This is a genomic window from Mucilaginibacter pocheonensis (genome assembly GCF_031456535.1).
Classification (GTDB): Bacteria; Bacteroidota; Bacteroidia; order Sphingobacteriales; family Sphingobacteriaceae; genus Mucilaginibacter; species Mucilaginibacter pocheonensis.
This window is the reverse complement of sequence record NZ_JAVDUU010000004.1, coordinates 548,444-566,697: the sequence shown is the minus strand read 5'-3', so window position 1 is coordinate 566,697 and position 18,254 is coordinate 548,444. Positions and strand designations below refer to the sequence as shown.

Annotated in this window: 14 protein-coding genes; all 14 read left to right on the top strand. The window is 42.9% G+C overall.

The window, feature by feature from the left end:
- Positions 1-29: 29 nt before the first annotated feature.
- The 14 genes from J2W55_RS20560 (at position 30) to J2W55_RS20495 (ending at position 18,084) form a co-directional block, all read left to right on the top strand.
- Entirely contained in the window at positions 30-1,274 is a 1,245-nt protein-coding gene (locus tag J2W55_RS20560; protein ID WP_310100247.1) for an efflux RND transporter periplasmic adaptor subunit, read from the top strand.
- 109 nt (positions 1,275-1,383) lie between these two features.
- Positions 1,384-2,841: a TolC family protein gene (locus J2W55_RS20555; RefSeq protein ID WP_310100245.1), complete on the top strand. Its 1,458-nt coding sequence runs from the start codon at positions 1,384-1,386 to the stop codon at positions 2,839-2,841.
- Between the two features lie 56 nt (positions 2,842-2,897).
- Positions 2,898-3,563, top strand: coding sequence for an ABC transporter ATP-binding protein (locus J2W55_RS20550; RefSeq protein ID WP_310100242.1), 666 nt, complete (start codon positions 2,898-2,900; stop codon positions 3,561-3,563).
- A gap of 22 nt (positions 3,564-3,585) precedes the next feature.
- Positions 3,586-4,821, top strand: coding sequence for an ABC transporter permease (locus J2W55_RS20545; RefSeq protein WP_310100239.1), 1,236 nt, complete (start codon positions 3,586-3,588; stop codon positions 4,819-4,821).
- Between the two features lie 23 nt (positions 4,822-4,844).
- Positions 4,845-6,035, top strand: coding sequence for an ABC transporter permease (locus tag J2W55_RS20540; RefSeq protein ID WP_310100236.1), 1,191 nt, complete (start codon positions 4,845-4,847; stop codon positions 6,033-6,035).
- 21 nt (positions 6,036-6,056) lie between these two features.
- The gene (locus tag J2W55_RS20535) at positions 6,057-7,427 is read left to right on the top strand and encodes a sigma-54-dependent transcriptional regulator (protein ID WP_310100233.1); all 1,371 of its coding nucleotides are present in this window, start codon (positions 6,057-6,059) and stop codon (positions 7,425-7,427) included.
- The gene (locus J2W55_RS20530; protein ID WP_310100230.1) at positions 7,411-8,712 is read left to right on the top strand and encodes a sensor histidine kinase; all 1,302 of its coding nucleotides are present in this window, start codon (positions 7,411-7,413) and stop codon (positions 8,710-8,712) included. The genes J2W55_RS20535 and J2W55_RS20530 overlap by 17 nt, the downstream gene beginning before the upstream one ends.
- A 124-nt stretch (positions 8,713-8,836) precedes the next feature.
- Positions 8,837-10,411 carry an MFS transporter gene (locus tag J2W55_RS20525; protein WP_310100227.1) on the top strand — a complete coding sequence of 525 codons (1,575 nt, stop codon included), beginning with the start codon at positions 8,837-8,839 and terminating at the stop codon, positions 10,409-10,411.
- Between the two features lie 120 nt (positions 10,412-10,531).
- Complete coding sequence (locus J2W55_RS20520) at positions 10,532-11,842, top strand: hypothetical protein (RefSeq protein ID WP_310100224.1); 1,311 nt, start codon at positions 10,532-10,534, stop codon at positions 11,840-11,842.
- A gap of 18 nt (positions 11,843-11,860) precedes the next feature.
- Positions 11,861-14,062: an outer membrane protein assembly factor BamB family protein gene (locus J2W55_RS20515; protein ID WP_310100221.1), complete on the top strand. Its 2,202-nt coding sequence runs from the start codon at positions 11,861-11,863 to the stop codon at positions 14,060-14,062.
- Between the two features lie 108 nt (positions 14,063-14,170).
- Complete coding sequence (locus J2W55_RS20510) at positions 14,171-15,388, top strand: glycoside hydrolase family 88 protein (protein ID WP_310100218.1); 1,218 nt, start codon at positions 14,171-14,173, stop codon at positions 15,386-15,388.
- Positions 15,389-15,416: 28 nt separating this feature from the next.
- Positions 15,417-16,022: a TMEM175 family protein gene (locus J2W55_RS20505; RefSeq protein ID WP_310100216.1), complete on the top strand. Its 606-nt coding sequence runs from the start codon at positions 15,417-15,419 to the stop codon at positions 16,020-16,022.
- Positions 16,023-16,175: 153 nt separating this feature from the next.
- Complete coding sequence (locus J2W55_RS20500) at positions 16,176-16,781, top strand: RNA polymerase sigma factor (protein ID WP_310100213.1); 606 nt, start codon at positions 16,176-16,178, stop codon at positions 16,779-16,781.
- Between the two features lie 91 nt (positions 16,782-16,872).
- Complete coding sequence (locus J2W55_RS20495) at positions 16,873-18,084, top strand: FecR family protein (protein ID WP_310100210.1); 1,212 nt, start codon at positions 16,873-16,875, stop codon at positions 18,082-18,084.
- Positions 18,085-18,254: the final 170 nt, after the last annotated feature.

Genomic DNA, 18,254 nt, shown 5'->3' with positions numbered 1-18,254 from the left:
TTGCAAAATCCTTGTTCAAAAGTACAGCAATGGATAAGGAAATTACGCTTGAGGTAACATCACAAAAAAGAAAAAAAGCGGCGCTGGTTGGGTTCATTGTTATAGCAGGCTTAGTGCTGGCTATATTTACGTTGCGGAGCTTCATCAAGTCGTCAATAAACCGGTCTGAAATTACCACTGCTGTAGTTGAAACAGGTAATATTGAAAATACCATCAATGCTACTGGCGAGGTGCTGCCGGAGTTTGAAGAGATCATCACCAGCCCCATAAACGCTTCTATAAAAAACGCGTTAATGGATGCCGGCAATAAAGTAAATGCCGGCCAATCCATTATTACTCTTGATAAATCGGCAACTCAAACCGAGTATGAAAAGCAAAGGTTTCAGTTAGAGTCAAAACGCAATGAGATCAGTAAGCTAAAGCTTGATCTCGGGAAAAGTTTTTACGACATCCAGTCTAATAATGATATTAAACAACTGCGTATCAGCGATCTGACCGATGCCGTTGAAAATGCCAAACGCCTGTACAAAGCGGGAGGCGGTACACGCGAAAATATTGAACAGGCCGAACTTAATTTAAAAGTAGCCCGGTTAGAAAAAAAACAACTGGAAAATGAAATAAAGAACAAGCAGCAAACTATGCGCATAGAGATCAAGGAGGCCGAAATAGCCGCGGCTATTCAAGCAAATGATCTGAACGAACTGTTGCGTAAACTGAAGCTGGCTAATGTGGTGGCCACCCGCAAAGGGGTAATCACTTATGTAAACAAAAACATTGGCGCCAATGTACATGAAGGCGAAACGTTGGCCCGCATTGCCGATTTGGGTAGTTTTAAAATTCAGGGCAGTATATCTGATAACTCCCTTGATGATTTGCATGCCGGTATCCCGGTAATTATACGTATTAACGATAATCAATTACGCGGTCACGTAACCAACGTATCGCCTTCCATCCAAAACAGTATCATCTCTTTTGACATACAACTTGACGACCGCTCCAATAAGCTGCTTCGTCCGAATATGAAAGTAGATGTTTTCCTGGTGACCGCAACCCATAATAAAGTTATGCGGGTAGCCAATGGCCCGGCATTTAAGGGCTCTAATCTGCAGGATATTTTTTTAATAAACGGCACAAAGGCCATCCGACGGACAGTTCACATTGGCCTTACCAATTTTGATTTTGTAGAAATAAAAGACGGCGTAAAACCCGGCGATGTAGTGATCACCTCAGATATGAGTGAATATAAAAACTCAACAGAAATAACTATTAACTGATATAAGCCACTCAGCTCCCCGTGGGAAGGGAGTTCTTCATAACATTAAATCCTCCTGCCGGTTGGTGGGAGGGTTTGAGTGGGTATCAGAAGATATATAATTAGAAAGAATGAAATTTTTATATACTATATTATTATTAACAATAAGTTCGGCTGCATTTTGTGGCGGCGCTAACGATACGCTGCGATTAACACTGCAGCAGGTGGTTGAGCTGGCCAAGGCAAACTCCATAGCGGCCAAACAGGCCGCCACCGTGCGCGAAACCAAATACTGGGAGTATCGTACTTACAAATCGAACTACCAGCCGCAACTGGCTTTGAGCGGTACCCTGCCTGATTTTAAAAAAACCTTTTCGCAAACACTACAGCCTGATGGTACCATATTGTTTCAGCCGGTTCATAACGATAATTCGGCGTTAAAGCTTGATTTTAGCCAAAGCATTACCGCTACGGGCGGTACCATTTACGGCACAACCCAAATGCAGCGTTTTACTGATTTTGACAGGCATAATATACTGTACAATGGTGTTCCGTATAGCATTGCATATGCACAGCCGCTCTTTCAGTTCAACAAGCTAAAGTGGGACAAAAAGATAGAGCCGTTAAAATATAACGAGAGCAAACAGGCCTATATCGAAGCTCAGGAGAATATAGCCGTTACGGTTGAGGGATATTTTTTTGATCTGTTGCTGGCTCAGGTTAACTTGCACGTTGCCGAAACCAACTACACCAACACCCAAAAAATAATGGCCATAGCCAATACAAAATTTGAGTTAGGAAAAGTATCAAAAAACGACATATTGCAATTAAAATTAGAGCTTATTAACGCTAAAAAGGCCGTAGGGACTGCCAAACGTGATATAGAGGTTGCTACTCTTAACCTCAGAAGCTATACGGGGCAGGAGGGCGATAGCAAAATTGTACTTATGGTACCCGAAAATATAAGCCGCATGAGTGTAAACTCAGACAAGGTTTTGGCCGAGGCCTATGCCAACCGCTCTGATGCTATAGCCTTTTTAAGGCGTATTGCCGAAGCCAAAAGGGACGTGGCCAAAGCCAAAGGCGAAACCGGCCTGACCGCCACGCTTAATGCTAATCTGGGGTTTTCAAATACATCTTCCAGCATTACGGGGGTATATAATAACCCGCAAAACCAACAAATAGTGCAGCTAACCATGTCTGTACCAATACTTGATTGGGGCAGGTCAAAATCGCGTACTAAAACGGCATTGGCCAACCAGCAGCTTGTTGAATATACGGTAGAGCAGGATAAGCAAACCTTTCAACAGCAGATAATAACCCAGGTATCGCTTTTTAATGTGATGAAAGAACAGTTGGTGTACACCGCCGAAGCAGATAGTATAGCATCGGAGAAATATCATATAGCCAGTGAACGCTATGTGCTGGGCGACTTGAGTATTACTGATCTGGGCATAGCCTTTCGCGAAAACGACCAGGCCAAGCGCGACTATATAACTTCGCTCCGTGATTTTTGGGGGGCTTATTATCAGTTGCGCTACCTGTCATTATATGACTTTGAAAACAATCAGAAAATAACTTATCAATAAATTAAAAACCACTTGTTTACAATGACTAATCCACTCACCATTCACCACTCACTAATATGATACGTTTACAAAACATTGAAAAAGTGTACCGTACAGACACTATTGAAACCCTGGCTCTTAATAGCATTAACCTTGATGTTGCCAAAGGCGAATTTTTATCCATCATGGGTCCTTCGGGCTGTGGTAAAAGCACATTGCTCAATATCATTGGTTTGCTTGATGCGCCTTCAAAAGGCGAGATCAAAATAAGCGATCAAAAAACCGATCATTTATCTGATAAACAGTTGGCGCAGTTCAGGAACAAAAAGCTGGGCTTTATTTTTCAGAGCTATCACCTTATTAATGACCTGCAGGTACTTGACAATGTGGAGCTGCCGCTTTTGTACCGCAGCACAACCGCTAAACAACGTAAAGCGCTGGCTACCGAGGCATTGGAAAAGGTTGGCCTTGCTAACCGCATAAAGCATTTCCCTACCCAGTTATCAGGCGGGCAAAGACAGCGTGTGGCTATAGCGCGTGCCATCGTAGGTCGCCCTGAAATTATACTGGCCGATGAGCCAACCGGAAATCTTGACAGCGCTATGGGTAACGAGATCATGGATATCCTGATCAATTTAAATCGGAACGAAGGCACTACCATTGTTATGGTAACACATGATGAAAATATGGCTCATAAAACCCACCGGTTGATGCGTTTGTTTGACGGCTCGCAAGTTCAATAAATAACTGCTTAAAATTACCACCATGCTTAAAAATTACTTTAAAATAGCTATAGCGGTATTGCGCAGGCGTAAGTTCTTTACGTTTATCAGCTTGTTCGGCATCAGCTTAACGCTTACCGTACTGATGGTGCTTGCCGCTTTTATTGAAAAGCTTACCAATCCGGCTTACCCGGCAGATAAAAATAATCGGTCACTGTATATCAAGCGGTTAACTTATACTTCAAAAAAGGGATGGATAAATAGTAGCGGATCGTCGTTTTATTTTTTAACCCACTATGCAGGCAGTTTAAAAACACCGGTTAAATTGGCTATTGTTTCCAGAAATAACTCATCTAATGCTTATGTGAATAATAAAAAAATAGTTATCGATATTAAGTACACCAATGCCGACCTATGGGATATAGCCAATTACCAGTTTGTTGAAGGTAAACCATTTACCACCGATCAAATTAAAAAGGCCGACCGTGTAGCTGTGATCTCTGAGCGTACCCGGAAAGAGTATTTTGGCGATGTTGCTACAGTGGTTGGTAAATTCATTGAAGCTGACAATATAAGCTACAGAGTAACCGGCGTGATTAAGAGTGTCCCCGAAATAGAAGAAGTTTTTTATGCCAATATGTTTCTGCCCTATACCGTAGCTAAGGACGATTATAGAAATAAAGAGTTTATGGGAAACTACTCAGCGGTATTGCTGTCGCCCTCTGAACAGATGGTAAAAAAGATGCGCACAGAGTATGAACAAATGGTTGCCAGGATACCATTGCCTGATAAGACGTTTGATGCCCTGCACTCCAACGCCGACTCGTATTTTGAAACCTATACCAGGCAACTTTTTGGCAATCCTGATAGCACGGGGTATGTACGCTTTATTGTTTATACAAGTTTATTTGCTTTGCTGTTTATGTTGCTGCCTACTGTAAACCTGATTAACGTAAACATTACACGCATTATGGAGCGATCTTCCGAAATTGGTGTGCGCAAAGCTTTTGGGGCCTCATCAAAAACATTAGTTTATCAGTTAATTGTGGAGAATATTATACTCACCATATTCGGTGGCATTATTGGCGTTATACTTACCATGATCATTTTGCAGCTTATTAACAGCAGCGGGCTACTACCCGATCTGGATTTGACCATTAACCCTTTGGTATTACTTTATAGTTTGCTAGCCTGTTTGTTTTTTGGCCTGCTATCAGGTGTGTACCCGGCCTGGCGAATGTCAAGACTTGATGTAGTAATGGCCTTAAAGGAGCAATAATTTAACCTTTAATCAGAAATTTTATGATAAAGCATTTATTCAAACTCATCTGGAATAAAAAGAAACAGAATTTTTTATTGATCACAGAAATGTTCATTTCGTTCCTGGTGATCTTTGGGGTGTTTGCCTCGTTGGTATATTATTATCGTAACTACAAAAAGCCAATGGGTTTTACTTATGATAATGTGTGGGTTATTAATTACCAAAATGCTAAACAGTTTCACAGTACTGATTCGGTACTGCAGTACTATGCAACCCTTGTCGCTATGTTGAAAAATATGCCACAGATAAAGGCGCTTAGTTTTGCATCCGGTAATGTTCCGTTTACCAGTAGTATCAATACAACCGGACTTAATTATAAAGGAAGAAACTTAAGTCCGGTTAACTTTTATCAAACCGGCGATGGCTATCGTGATGCCTTCAATTTGAATTTGCTGGAAGGGCGTTGGTTTAATCAGCAGGATCAGGTAAGTACTTACAGGCCGGTTGTTATCAATGCTGCGCTCAGGGAACGTTTATTTGGAAATGGCCGGGCTGTTGGGCAACTGATAAATGATAATGCTAATTCTGTTGTAAAAAAGATAAAGATAATAGGCGTTGTACAGGATATGAAAGATAAGGGCGACTATTTACCATCAGGCATGGCACTTTATAATCGTATCGATACCGGCGCGATGCGTTATATGGGGCAGCTGATCATAAAAGTATCGCCCAATGCCGATGCCGCTTTTGAAAGCAAGCTGTATAAAACTGTGGCCAGTTACATGAAAGATGCATCGGTTGAGATCGAGCATTTTTCAAAAAAGCGGGAAAACACCAACAAGAGTACTTTAATACCCATAATTATACTTTGCATTATTGCCGGTTTTTTGATCATTAATGTTGCGCTGGGGCTCTTTGGGGTTTTATGGTACAACATCAATCGCCGCCGAGGCGAGATTGGCTTGCGCAGGGCGGTAGGTGCCACCGGCAGTTCAGTTTCTGCACAACTGATTCAGGAGTCGATGATCCTGGCAACTTTCGCTCTCATTATAGGAACTTTCTTCGCGGTGCAGTTCCCTATATTGAACGTGTTTGATATTGCGGCAAGTACCTACATCATTGCTATTGTACTGGCTGTGCTATTTATTTATCTGCTGGTTTTCCTATGTTCGTTGTATCCGGGCAAACAGGCCGCTGCAATTTATCCGGCGGTAGCTTTACATGAAGAATAATTACGATATTAACCTGCTATTATGATATTGGTTATTGATGATGACATAGCTGTACGAACCTCGCTGACGCTGTTGCTGAAAAGCGAAGGGTATGATGTGCTGTGTACTGAAAACCCTGGAGATGCTTTAAAGACAATCAGGAAAAATACTCCGGAACTTATAATTCTTGATCTGAATTTTTCCATAGATACTTCGGGGAGCGAAGGTATGGCCCTTCTTGAAAAAATAAAGCAGATAGGGACTATTCCTGTAATATTAATAACCGGCTGGGGCAGTATTGAACTGGCCGTAAAAGGAATGAAAATAGGAGCCAGTGATTTTATTAATAAACCCTGGAGTAATGAGCACCTCTTGCAATCTGTTAAAACTTTGCTTGATCTGCAGGGTAGTAAAACCGAACACCGCACGCGCAAACAATTAGACAAAACCTATAATTTTCAGCACATTATTGGTGAGGATCCTAAAATGCTGGATATCCTTGAAACCATAGGCCGTGTAGCGCCAACAGATGCCTCTATCCTGATCATGGGTGAAAGTGGTACTGGTAAAGAGCTGATTGCCGAGGCTATTCATCAGAACAGCTTAAGGCGTAATAAACCATTTATCAAGGTAAACCTCGGAGGCATATCAACTTCATTGTTTGAGAGCGAGATGTTTGGCCATATTCGCGGTGCCTTTACTGATGCCCGCTTTGATAGGATGGGCCGCTTTGAAATGTCAAACAAAGGCACTATTTTTTTGGATGAAATTGGTGATCTGGACGCCAGCAGTCAAGTAAAATTGTTACGTGTACTGCAGGACCGCACTTACGAGGTGCTGGGCAGCAGTCGCACCAAAACTGTTGATGTAAGAGTAGTTTGCGCCACCAACAAAAACTTGAACGAAATGGTGGGCAAGGGTACTTTTAGGGAAGACCTGCTCTATCGCATCAACCTGATCACCGTTTACCTGCCCGCCCTGCGCGAGCGACCAAAGGATATCCCATTATTGGTTAATTTTTTTATAAATAATTTAAAAGAGATCTATAACAGACCGGGATTATCAGTAGCCGCCAGCGCTATGAAATGGCTGCAGCAGTTACCCTTGCCCGGCAACATCAGGCAACTGAAAAATTTGGTGGAACGTTCAATACTAGTTAGTAAACACAATGAATTGAGTATTGATGACTTTCGGTCGCAGCTGGAGCTGTCGCCGGTAAAAAAAGGAAACGCGCAATTGCCCGGCGTGGGTACCCTAACGCTGGAAGAGGTAGAGGTTGAGATGATAAAACGGGCAATGGATCATCATAAAAATAAAATAAGCAGGGCAGCGGCGGCCCTGGGGCTTACGCGTAGCGCCTTGTACCGCCGGTTAGAAAAATACCAGATCCCATTCGATGAAACTGAGGACTAAATATGTTTTATTTGTTGTTATACTGCACCTGATAACCTTGGTGCTTACCTATTTTATTTTCGATCAAAACAAAATTTTCTTTATTGTTTCAGAGGTATTTATCATCGTTTCTTTAATAATATCGTGGCAGCTTTACCGGCAATTGATACAACCTTTAAAGTTACTTATGCAGGGTGTTGATGCCATTAAGGATAAAGATTTTAATGTTAAATTTTTATCAACCGGTAAGCATGAAGTTGATGAACTGATAAATGTTTATAATCAAATGATGGATGAGTTAAGAACGGAGCGTACCCGGCAGGAACAGCAACATTTTTTTTTGGAGAAACTGATACATACATCCCCAACCGGTATCATTATACTTGATTTTGATGACCGCATTCAGCAGGTAAATCCCAAAGCTTTACAATTACTAACTGCAAATGAAGAGCAATTACAGGGCAATTCCATTCATGAGTTGCAGCATCCGCTGTTTAAGCAGATAGGAGAACTAAAATCAGGAGAAACGGTAGTAGCCAGGTTTGATGGTGTGAGCTCGTTCAAACTCCAAAAATCGCACTTTGTAGACAGGGGATTTTCGCGTCATTTTATTATGATCGAAGATTTGACAGCCGAAATTCTGGCGGCCGAAAAAAAGGTATACGGTAAAGTGATCCGCATGATGGCGCACGAGGTTAACAATACCATCGGCCCGGTTAATTCCATTATGCAATCGGCTATGAGCACAGACCAGCTTTGGGAAGGCCATGAGTTTGATGTTTTAAAAGACGCGTTGCAGGTAGCTATGGATCGCAACCAAAACCTTAACTTGTTTATGCGCAACTTTGCCGACCTTGTAAAGCTGCCTTCAGCTAATAAACAACCCATCATACTACAACACCTTATTAATTCTGTTACCATACTTATGAGTGCAAAGGCGTATGAAAACAATGTGGTTTTTGAATTTACGCTGCCGGATGAGGATATATATATTGATGCTGATCAACAGCAATTAGAACAGGCGCTCATAAACATTGTAAAAAATGCCATTGAGGCTATTGATGAACGCGGTGTGGTAAGATTTACGGTTTTGCCTGCCGAAAAAAAGTTGGTGATCAGCGATACAGGAAAGGGTATCAATGCCGATCAACACGCTAATTTATTTTCACCCTTCTTTAGCACAAAAAAAGACGGACAGGGCATAGGTTTAACTCTGGTAAGGGAAATACTGTTAAATCATGGCTTCGAGTTCAGCTTAAAAACCACGTCCGAAAGGCAAACAGAATTTACCATTCATTTTAACTAAAACTGAAGCTCATAAGTTTCCCATCGCAACCTGTTCTCTGTCGCAATCGCCCCTGTATATTGTCATATACTCACCCCGGGTATCTTACCGGTAAGCGCTAAATTTGTTGTAAAGCTAATAAGTTATGGATGTGGAAGAAACCCTGCAAACTGGTGCTTCAACTATGGCCGGGAGCAAAAAATGGATAGCTCTGGCAGTACTTGCATTGCCAACTTTGCTTGTATCAATGGACACTACTGTTGTATATCTGGCATTGCCTTTAATAAGCGCGGCCCTTAAACCGGGCAGCTCCCAGCAACTATGGATCACTGACATTTACGGCTTTATGGAGGCGGGGCTGCTGATCACTATGGGTACGCTTGGCGACAGGATTGGTCGCCGGAAACTGCTTTTAATTGGAGCGGTAGCATTTGCCATCGCATCAGCCATAAGCGCGTTTTCCAAAGATGCAGGCTTATTGATCGCCGCCCGCGGACTTTTAGGTGTTGCAGGTTCAACGCTGCTTCCGTCAACGCTTTCTATGGTCCGTAACATGTTTCATAACGAGGCTCAGCGCACTTTCGCCATTGGGTTATGGACTACCTGTTTTTCAACTGGTACCATGCTTGGGCCGCTGGTGGGCGGTTTTTTATTGAGCCATTTTTGGTGGGGTTCGGTGTTTTTAATGGGGGTACCGGTAATGGTGCTGTTTCTGATACTCGGCCCGCTCTTGCTGCCCGAATTTAAAGACCCCGGTAAATCAAGCCTTGACCTGCGGAGCGTATTACTGCTCATTATTTCTATTCTTCCAGTTGTTTTCGGCATTAAGCAAATAGCCGAATATGGTATGGCATTTATATTTGTGCTGCCTGTTATTATAGGGTTGGCCCTTGGTGTTGTTTTTTTCAGGAGGCAAATGAAATTGGCTGAACCGTTGATAGACCTGAACCTTTTCAGGATACCCCGGTTTGGTATAGCCATGACCACGCTTCCGGTATGTCTTTTTATGTGGGCTGGTATATTTGTGTTTGTGGGCCAGTATTTGCAGCTGGTAATTGGTTTAAGTCCTTTCAAAGCTGGGTTATGGACGCTGCCGGCTGCAGTTTTTAGCACCGTAATGTGCATGTGTGCCGCATTGCTGGCAAAAGCAATCCGTAAAAATGTGTTAATTGTGGGCGGGTTGGTAACCATGGCTATAGGCCTGGCTTTGTTAACCCGGATAAATAACAACTTGCCGGTATTCCTCATCGCTACTGTTTTACTGTCGGCAGGTTGTGGTTTGGTGGTTACGCTAAGTACAGATATGGTCATGACCTCGGCCCCGCCAGACAAAGCCGGTACCGCGGCCGGTGTATCTGAAACCAATACCACATTGGGTGCGTCGTTTGGTATTGCCCTGCTTGGCAGCATTGGTATGGCGGTGTATCGTAATAGTATGGCGGGCATTACTGTGAACGGCATAGGGCAAAAAACACTTAGTATTGCCCAAACTACCTTAGGGGCAGCGGTAAAAGTATCAGATCAGTTGCACAATCAGGCTGGCCGGCGACTTGCAGATCTCGCACAGGCCGCGTTTATACAATCATTCCGGGTTACGGCAGGTATCGCTGCGATATTTATTTTAATTATCGCGGTTGTGGTGGCTATATTGTTTTCGCGATTAAAACGCAGGGGTTTAAACCATCAGCTGGCTAATGCTCAGGCACCTTCAAAATTATAAAAGTTAGTACACCGTTCAATAAATATCTTCTGAGTACCAGTCATATATACCGGGCTTTGCTTTATTAAACAATGTAATTATTATCTTGTTCAACATTTACTTGAACTGGATAATTTTGACATGAGAAAACTACTGCTTTTTTTACCTGTACTTTTTATGCTTTCATGCGGCAACGATCCGGCACGCGAACTTGAGAACACAAAACTGAACAGACTGGCCGTTGAATATGTAAAACTGGGCTTAACCATTGGTCAGTACGATGCCGACTTTGTGGATGCTTATTATGGGCCCGATTCGTTAAAACCTAAGCAGGAAGCCGCTAAAGAATTTCCTAAGGATAGCCTGCTGGCTGACGCCAATAGCCTGATGAACGAATTAAAGGTAATTGCCACTTCGTCGCAGGTTGATACCAATAAAATGCGGGCCAGCTGGATGGCCGGTCAGCTGATAGCTTTTAGTCGCCGTATCAGAATATTCTCGGGCGAAGAACGTCCCTTTGACGAAGAATCAAGGGAGCTTTTTGGCGTTGCTGCACCGGTATATACAGACGATTATTTTAAACCAAAAATTGATTTACTGGATAGCATTTTGCCCGGTAAAGGCAGGGTGAACGACCGTTTTCAGAAACTGGCCAATAAGTTTATCATCCCAAAAGATAAACTCGATACGGTTATAAAAACTGCCATAGCCGAAGCCCGTAAACGAACGCTGGCTCATTATAAATTACCTGCCGGCGAAACTTTTACATTGGAGTATGTAACCAACAAGCCCTGGAGCGGTTATAACTGGTACAAGGGCAATTATAAAAGCACTGTACAAATCAATACAGATTTAAAAGTGTTTATTGACAGGGCTATAGATGTAGGCAGCCATGAAAGTTACCCGGGTCATCATGTATACAATATGCTGCTGGAGAAACACCTGTACCATGATAAAGGATGGGTAGAAATATCGATGTATCCTTTGTTCAGCCCGCAGTCATTAATTGCGGAAGGTAGTGCCAATTATGGTATTGAAGTAGCCTTTCCGGGCGATGAAAAAATAAAATTCACCAAAAATGTGTTGTTGCCGCTCGCTGGTTTAGATACTGCCGGTATTGATCTGTACTTTAAGGCTTTGGCAATTAAAGGTAGTTTAAATTACGCCCGCAATGAGGCGGCAAGGGGATTAATTAATAATACGATGTCGCGGGATAAAGCCATGAATTATCTCACTAAATACTGCCTTATGAATGACGAAACAGCCAATAAATCCATCAGCTTTATAAAGAAATACCGCAGCTATGTGATCAATTATAACTACGGGCAGGACCTGGTAAAAAGCTATATTGAAAGAAACGGAGGAACGGCCAAAGCGCCTGAAAAACGCTGGGAATTATTTGGTAAGATATTGAGTCATGAAATTGAACCTGCAAGCCTGATCAATAAATAACTATCAAAAACCATTGTTATGAAGATCAAGCTGCTTTTATTGGGCTTTTTATCAATTGTTTATTGTTCCTGCAAAAATGAGAAGGCTGTCAGGTTTGCTGATTATAGCAGCTGGCAAACCTATGCAGGTACCAAAGAAGGAAACCGTTATTCCTCAAATGAGCAGATCAACTTAAACAATGTGAGCAAGCTAAAAGTGGCGTGGACCTATAGCACAAACGATAGAGACACCGGCAACCATAGCCAGAACCAGTGTAACCCTATTGTGGTTAATGGTATACTTTATGGCACCAGTCCAAAACTTAAGCTGTTTGCTTTGAATGCAGCTACAGGCGTACAAAAGTGGCTGTTTGACCCGGCAAAAGGCGATACTACAAATAACGGCGACCCGATGGCCTACTATAAGGTGAGCCGGGGTGTAATTTACTGGCAAAATAACAATGGCGGCGAGAAACGCATTTTTTACAGTGTGGGAGCTAAAACCTTTGCCATTGATGCGGAAACCGGCAAGCCGGTAAAAATTTTCGGAAAAAAAGGGTACATCGACCTCACCAAAGATCTTGGACGGGATACAAAATCATTTGTGGCCGGTACAACACCAGGCGTAGTTTACAAGGACCTGCTTATAGTGGGCACACGGGTAGCAGAATCTGCAGACGCGGCGCCAGGACATATCAGGGCTTACGATGCGCGTAATGGCAAATTACGATGGATATTTCACACTATTCCACACCCGGGCGAAAAAGGCTACGAGACATGGAAAGATACCGCCGCCTGGAAAAAATTTGGAGGCGCTAACAGTTGGGCAGGCATGGCTTTAGATGAAAAGCGGGGTATCGTATTTATCCCGACCGGATCTATCGGCGGAGATTTTTATGGTGGATTCCGTAAAGGGAAAAACCTGTTCGGCAATTCTTTATTGGCACTTGATGCAGCTACCGGAAAACTAAAGTGGCACTTCCAGGTAGTACACCATGATCTGTGGGACCGTGACCTGGCGGCCAATCCTAACCTGGTGACCATAACCCATAACGGAAAGCAAATTGACGCGGTGGCGCAAATTACCAAACATGGTTACATATTTATGTTTGACAGAACTAATGGCAAACCCATATTCAGGATAATTGAAAAACAGGTTCCTGGTATGGCCCTGCCTGGCGAGGAACCCTGGCCAACGCAACCTATCCCAACCTTACCCGAGCCTTTTGCAAGGCAGATGTTTAACCCCGAGGATGTAACAAATATATCACCGGAAACGCACAAGGATATGCTTCAAAAGTATAATCAGGTTAAAAACAGGCTGATGTTTACACCTCCGAGCAAAGCGGGCGGCTGGATATTCCCCGGGTTTGATGGCGGGGGCGAATGGGGCGGCGCCGCGGTTGATCCCGAATCAAAGATCATGTATGTGAACAGCTCAGAACTGCCCTGGGCGCAGGTAATGATCAATGTGCCCAAGGTTACTAATGATCAGTCGTTAAAAGGCATGGGACAGGTTATCTACAACAAAAATTGCCTGGCTTGTCACGGCCCGGAGCTAAAGGGTAATGGTACATCATACCCATCATTAGTTAATATTGGCAAAAAGTACAAAGAAGAACAGTTGAGCAGGATCATAGCCAGCGGACGTAATATGATGCCATCGTTTAAACAGATCTCCGCGGCCGATAAAAAGGCGCTGCTGGCATTTTTACTGAAACTTCCTGATGCTAAAGCCACTAAAGTAATAGCCAAAGAACCAACTGGTAGCCGAATCGCGAGCACCAAACTCGAGAAAAATATGGTAGACGAAGTGCCTTATGCTATGGCCGGCTACAACCGTTTTTTGGATAAGGATGGCTACCCTGGCATAAAACCGCCCTGGGGAACCCTTAACGCTGTAGATCTCACTTCGGGAAAATTGTTGTGGAAAGTTCCTTTAGGCGAATATCCGGAACTTACAAAAAGAGGGATTCCGGCTACCGGAACAGAAAATTACGGAGGTCCGCTGGTAACCAAAGGCGGCCTGGTATTTATAGCGGCTACTAAAGACGAAAAAATACGCGCTTTTGATAAAAAAACCGGCAAAGTGTTGTGGCAGACCAAATTGCCGGCAGCGGGTTATGCTACCCCTGCGACGTATTCAATAGATGGTAAACAATATGTGGTGATTGCTTGCGGTGGCGGTAAGATCGGCAGTAAATCGGGCGATCAGTACGTTTGCTTTGGATTGGGGAAGTAATATGAGATGTCCGTTAAGCGGCTTTTACAGGTAAATGCAATTACAGCTTGAAATTTGATGCAAAATTTGCACTTTTACGGCCTGCCAAATCAACTATAAATACTTTTTATGAAATTAAAACTGCTGCCTGTTATTGTTTGTACCCTTTGTTTATGTGCATTTAGTTCGGGTTCATTTGCCCAGGTTGATTTTAAGCCGCAAAAAGAACTGTTATCAGCTATCAAAAAAAACTTTAAGGATGCAGATGCTCAATATCAGTTCCTGGCTAAGCAGATAGGACCGGAGGAGTTTCCCAAAACATATCACCCTAATACCAATAACCAGGAAAACAGTGCGTCCGACTGGTGGTGCAGCGGTTTTTACCCAGGCACTTTATTGTACCTGTATGAGCAGGACCATAATAAGCCATTACTTGCCGAAGCTAACCGCATATTAGGTGTGCTTGCAAAGGAGCAATTTAATACCCACACGCATGACCTGGGTTTTATGATGTATTGCAGCTTTGGCAATGCCAACCGTATTGAACCAAAACCGGAGTATAAAGAAATACTGATCAATAGCGCCAAATCGCTGTCTACCAGGTTTAATCCAACCGTGGGGTGCATCAAATCATGGGATTCAAAAAATCCGTCGGATTACCTGGTGATCATTGATAACATGATGAACCTGGAACTGCTGTTTTGGGCCACCCATGAAACCGGCGATTCCAGCTATTATAAGATAGCGGTAACTCATGCCAATACCACCATGAAAAACCATTTTAGGCCCGATTACAGTTCATACCACGTTATCAACTATGATGCCCAAACAGGAGCAGTTAAGGAGAAGAAAACAGCCCAGGGCTTTGCCAATGAATCGGCCTGGGCACGCGGACAGGCCTGGGGTTTGTATGGTTACACGGTAATGTATCGCGAAACCAAGGATAAAAAATACCTTGACCAGGCGCAACACATCGCGCAGTTTATATTAACAAACCCCAATTTACCGGCAGACAAGATACCGTATTGGGATTATAACGCCAACAACATTCCCAATGCCCCCAAAGATGCTTCGGCAGCAGCGGTAGCGGCCTCGGCATTGCTGGAGCTATGCCGTTATGCCGATAATGGCAAAGGGCAGGAATATTTTGATGCGGCGCAAACTATGCTGAAATCATTATCATCACCAACATACAAAGCAGCGGCCGGCACAAACGGCGGGTTTATATTAAAGCATAGTGTAGGACATTTGCCTGCGGGTACCGAAATTGATGTTCCTTTAACCTATGCGGATTATTATTTTGTTGAAGCGATGAAAAGGTATAAGGAGTTTGGCGTTACAAAGTAAACTGTGGGCGCAATAAATTTAAAAGTATATGGCTTTTGGCAAAGGTAGGATAGAGGCTTTTAGTGATGGCGTAATCGCGATAATCATCACTATTATGGTATTGGAATTGAAAGTGCCGCACGGAGATAGCCTCGCGTCGCTAAAACCGCTGATCCCGGTTTTTATGAGCTATGTTTTAAGTTTTATTTACGTAGGGATATATTGGAACAATCACCATCATATGATGCATATTGTGCGATCGGTGAACGGAACTGTATTATGGGCCAACCTGCACCTGCTCTTTTGGTTGTCGCTCATTCCCTTTGTAACTGGCTGGATGGGCGAAAATCATTTTACGCAGATACCGGTAGCTTGTTATGGCGTGGTGCTTGTCATGAATGGCGTGGCCTATTCCATATTAGAAAAGGTACTGATAAAGCACAATGGTAAAAGCTCACTCATTGCTGATGTGTTAGGCCGCGACTGGAAAGCTAAAAGCTCGGTAGTTATTTATGCCCTGGCGGTAGGCCTTTCATGGGTTAGCCCTGTTATAAGTTTCCTTTTATATGCTGTAGTAGCAGCGGTATGGTTTATACCCGATAAAAGGATCGAAAATAAGCTAAGTCAGCAGCCTTCTGAAAGTAAAAAGCAATAAATTGATTACGCGTAAATTGCCACTTTGAACCCCGGGTGGCTAAAAAGAATAAACTTTATCACAATAATACTGTTATAGCACCTGTTTTATTTATTTAAAACGGTGAATTAAGGTTTTATAAAGGTTTATGATTTGCCATTATTACACTTACCTATGTTTGATATTGCCCCGTTAAATGAGAGAGAACTGCTGATACAGGTGGCTTCGGGCAATGAACATGCCTTTCGTCAGTTATTTATAGCATATCACCAGCAATTAGGTGTACATATGTTACGTATAACAAACATTCCTGAACTGGCCGAAGAGGTGGTACAGGATGTGTTTGTTAAAATATGGCTTACCCGCGAGACATTAGTAGGCGTTGATAATTTTAAGGCCTATCTTTTTGTGATCTCCAAAAACCATGCATTAAATTGTTTAAAAAAGCTGGCAAAAGAACGCGTACTGATCAAACAGTTAGAAGACAGCCGTGCAGATGCTGTTGTTCCTGAGGTTGGTGGCACTAACATGTATTATAATTTATTGGATGAGGCTATTGACCAGCTGCCTCCCCAGCAGCAAAAGGTTTACCTGCTTAGCCGCCATAGCAGGCTTAAATATACCGAAATAGCCGATCAGCTTGAGCTATCCCGCGAAACTGTAAAAAAATATCTGCAAATGGCCACAGCATCCATAACGGAGTATGTGCATGAGCATCTGGAAGTTATGGCGCTTTTGCTGATAGCCGTAAAAAGTTTTTTAATTTTTTTTAAAAACTGATACCCCCTTTTTTACCCTTTTGGTTGTCATAAGGGCGAGGTTTCCTCAGCTGCATTGCCAATTATTTACTTATGACAAACGTTTACCAATTATGAGTGCATTGAATGCAAGGTTAAGTTACCTTTTCAATAGCTACTACAACCAAACAGCTACAGAACAGGAGAAAGACGAACTGTTTCAAATTATTAACTCATCAGCAAATGATGCACAGCTAACTGCACTTATTCATCAGGCCTGGAACGATCTTGAAATAACCGAACCGCTTTTTCATCCTGAAACAAGCATGGATATGCTTAACCGTATTTTAGATACCAACGCATCACCTGACGATATACCTCACCTGATTAAGCAAACTGATAATACCAGGTTATGGATAAAGTTGGGAGTTGCCGCCGCGCTCATGATTTTTGTGGGCTTTGGCGCTTATGTTTTTATCAACCAAAAAAAGCAGCGCGATGCAAAGAAAAATATAACCCAGGCCAAGCCTATGCATGACGTTTTGCCGGGAGGCAATCGGGCGTTATTAACCCTTGCTAATGGTAAAACGATTTATCTTGACAATGCACATAATGGCGTATTAGCTAAGGAAGGTGATGCGCAAATAAACAAAACCCGCGATGGGCAGCTGGTATATGAAGGTGAACATAATGACACAGCCAAGGGCGCGGCAGTAATGAACACTGTATCAACACCCAGGGGCGGGCAATATCAATTGGTGCTTAACGATGGCAGTAAGGTTTGGCTAAACTCGGCTTCGTCACTTAGTTTTCCGGCGGTATTTACAGGTAAAACAAGGGATGTTGAAATTACCGGCGAAGCTTATTTTGAGGTGGCCAAAAATGCAGCTATGCCTTTTAGGGTCAAAACAAACAACACCATGGTTGAAGTATTAGGTACCCACTTTAACGTGATGGCCTATAATGATGAATCGGTAATGAAAACTACCCTGCTGGAGGGGGCTGTTAAAATAAGCAATAATCAATTCACAAGTATTTTAAAGCCGGGGCAGCAGGCATCGCTTAATCAGAACGGCCAGATCAGGGTGGTTGATAAAGCAGATGCGGAGGATACCGTGGCATGGAAAGACGGTTTGTTTCAATTTACCGATGCCAGTATCCAATCAATAATGCGCCAGGCCGCCCGTTGGTATGATGTTGAAGTAAGCTATCAGGGCGAGATACCGGTGCGCGAGTTTTCGGGCCGCATATCCCGGAACGTAAAGGCGTCGGAACTGTTGAGCATGCTTAAGTATGCAGGAGTTAATTTCAAAATAGAAAACAAGCATATAACAATAATGCAATAAGCGCTATTGATCAGGAGCTTATTGATACAAACAATAAAACAACCAATTTTTCACTTTTAACAACCCTATGATGGAAGAAATACCAAAAATAAGTTAGCCCAGGGACGGATCCAGTTGCCCTTATTTTTTTGCTTTTTGTGATGTGATCATTAATACAGACAGTAAAAAAA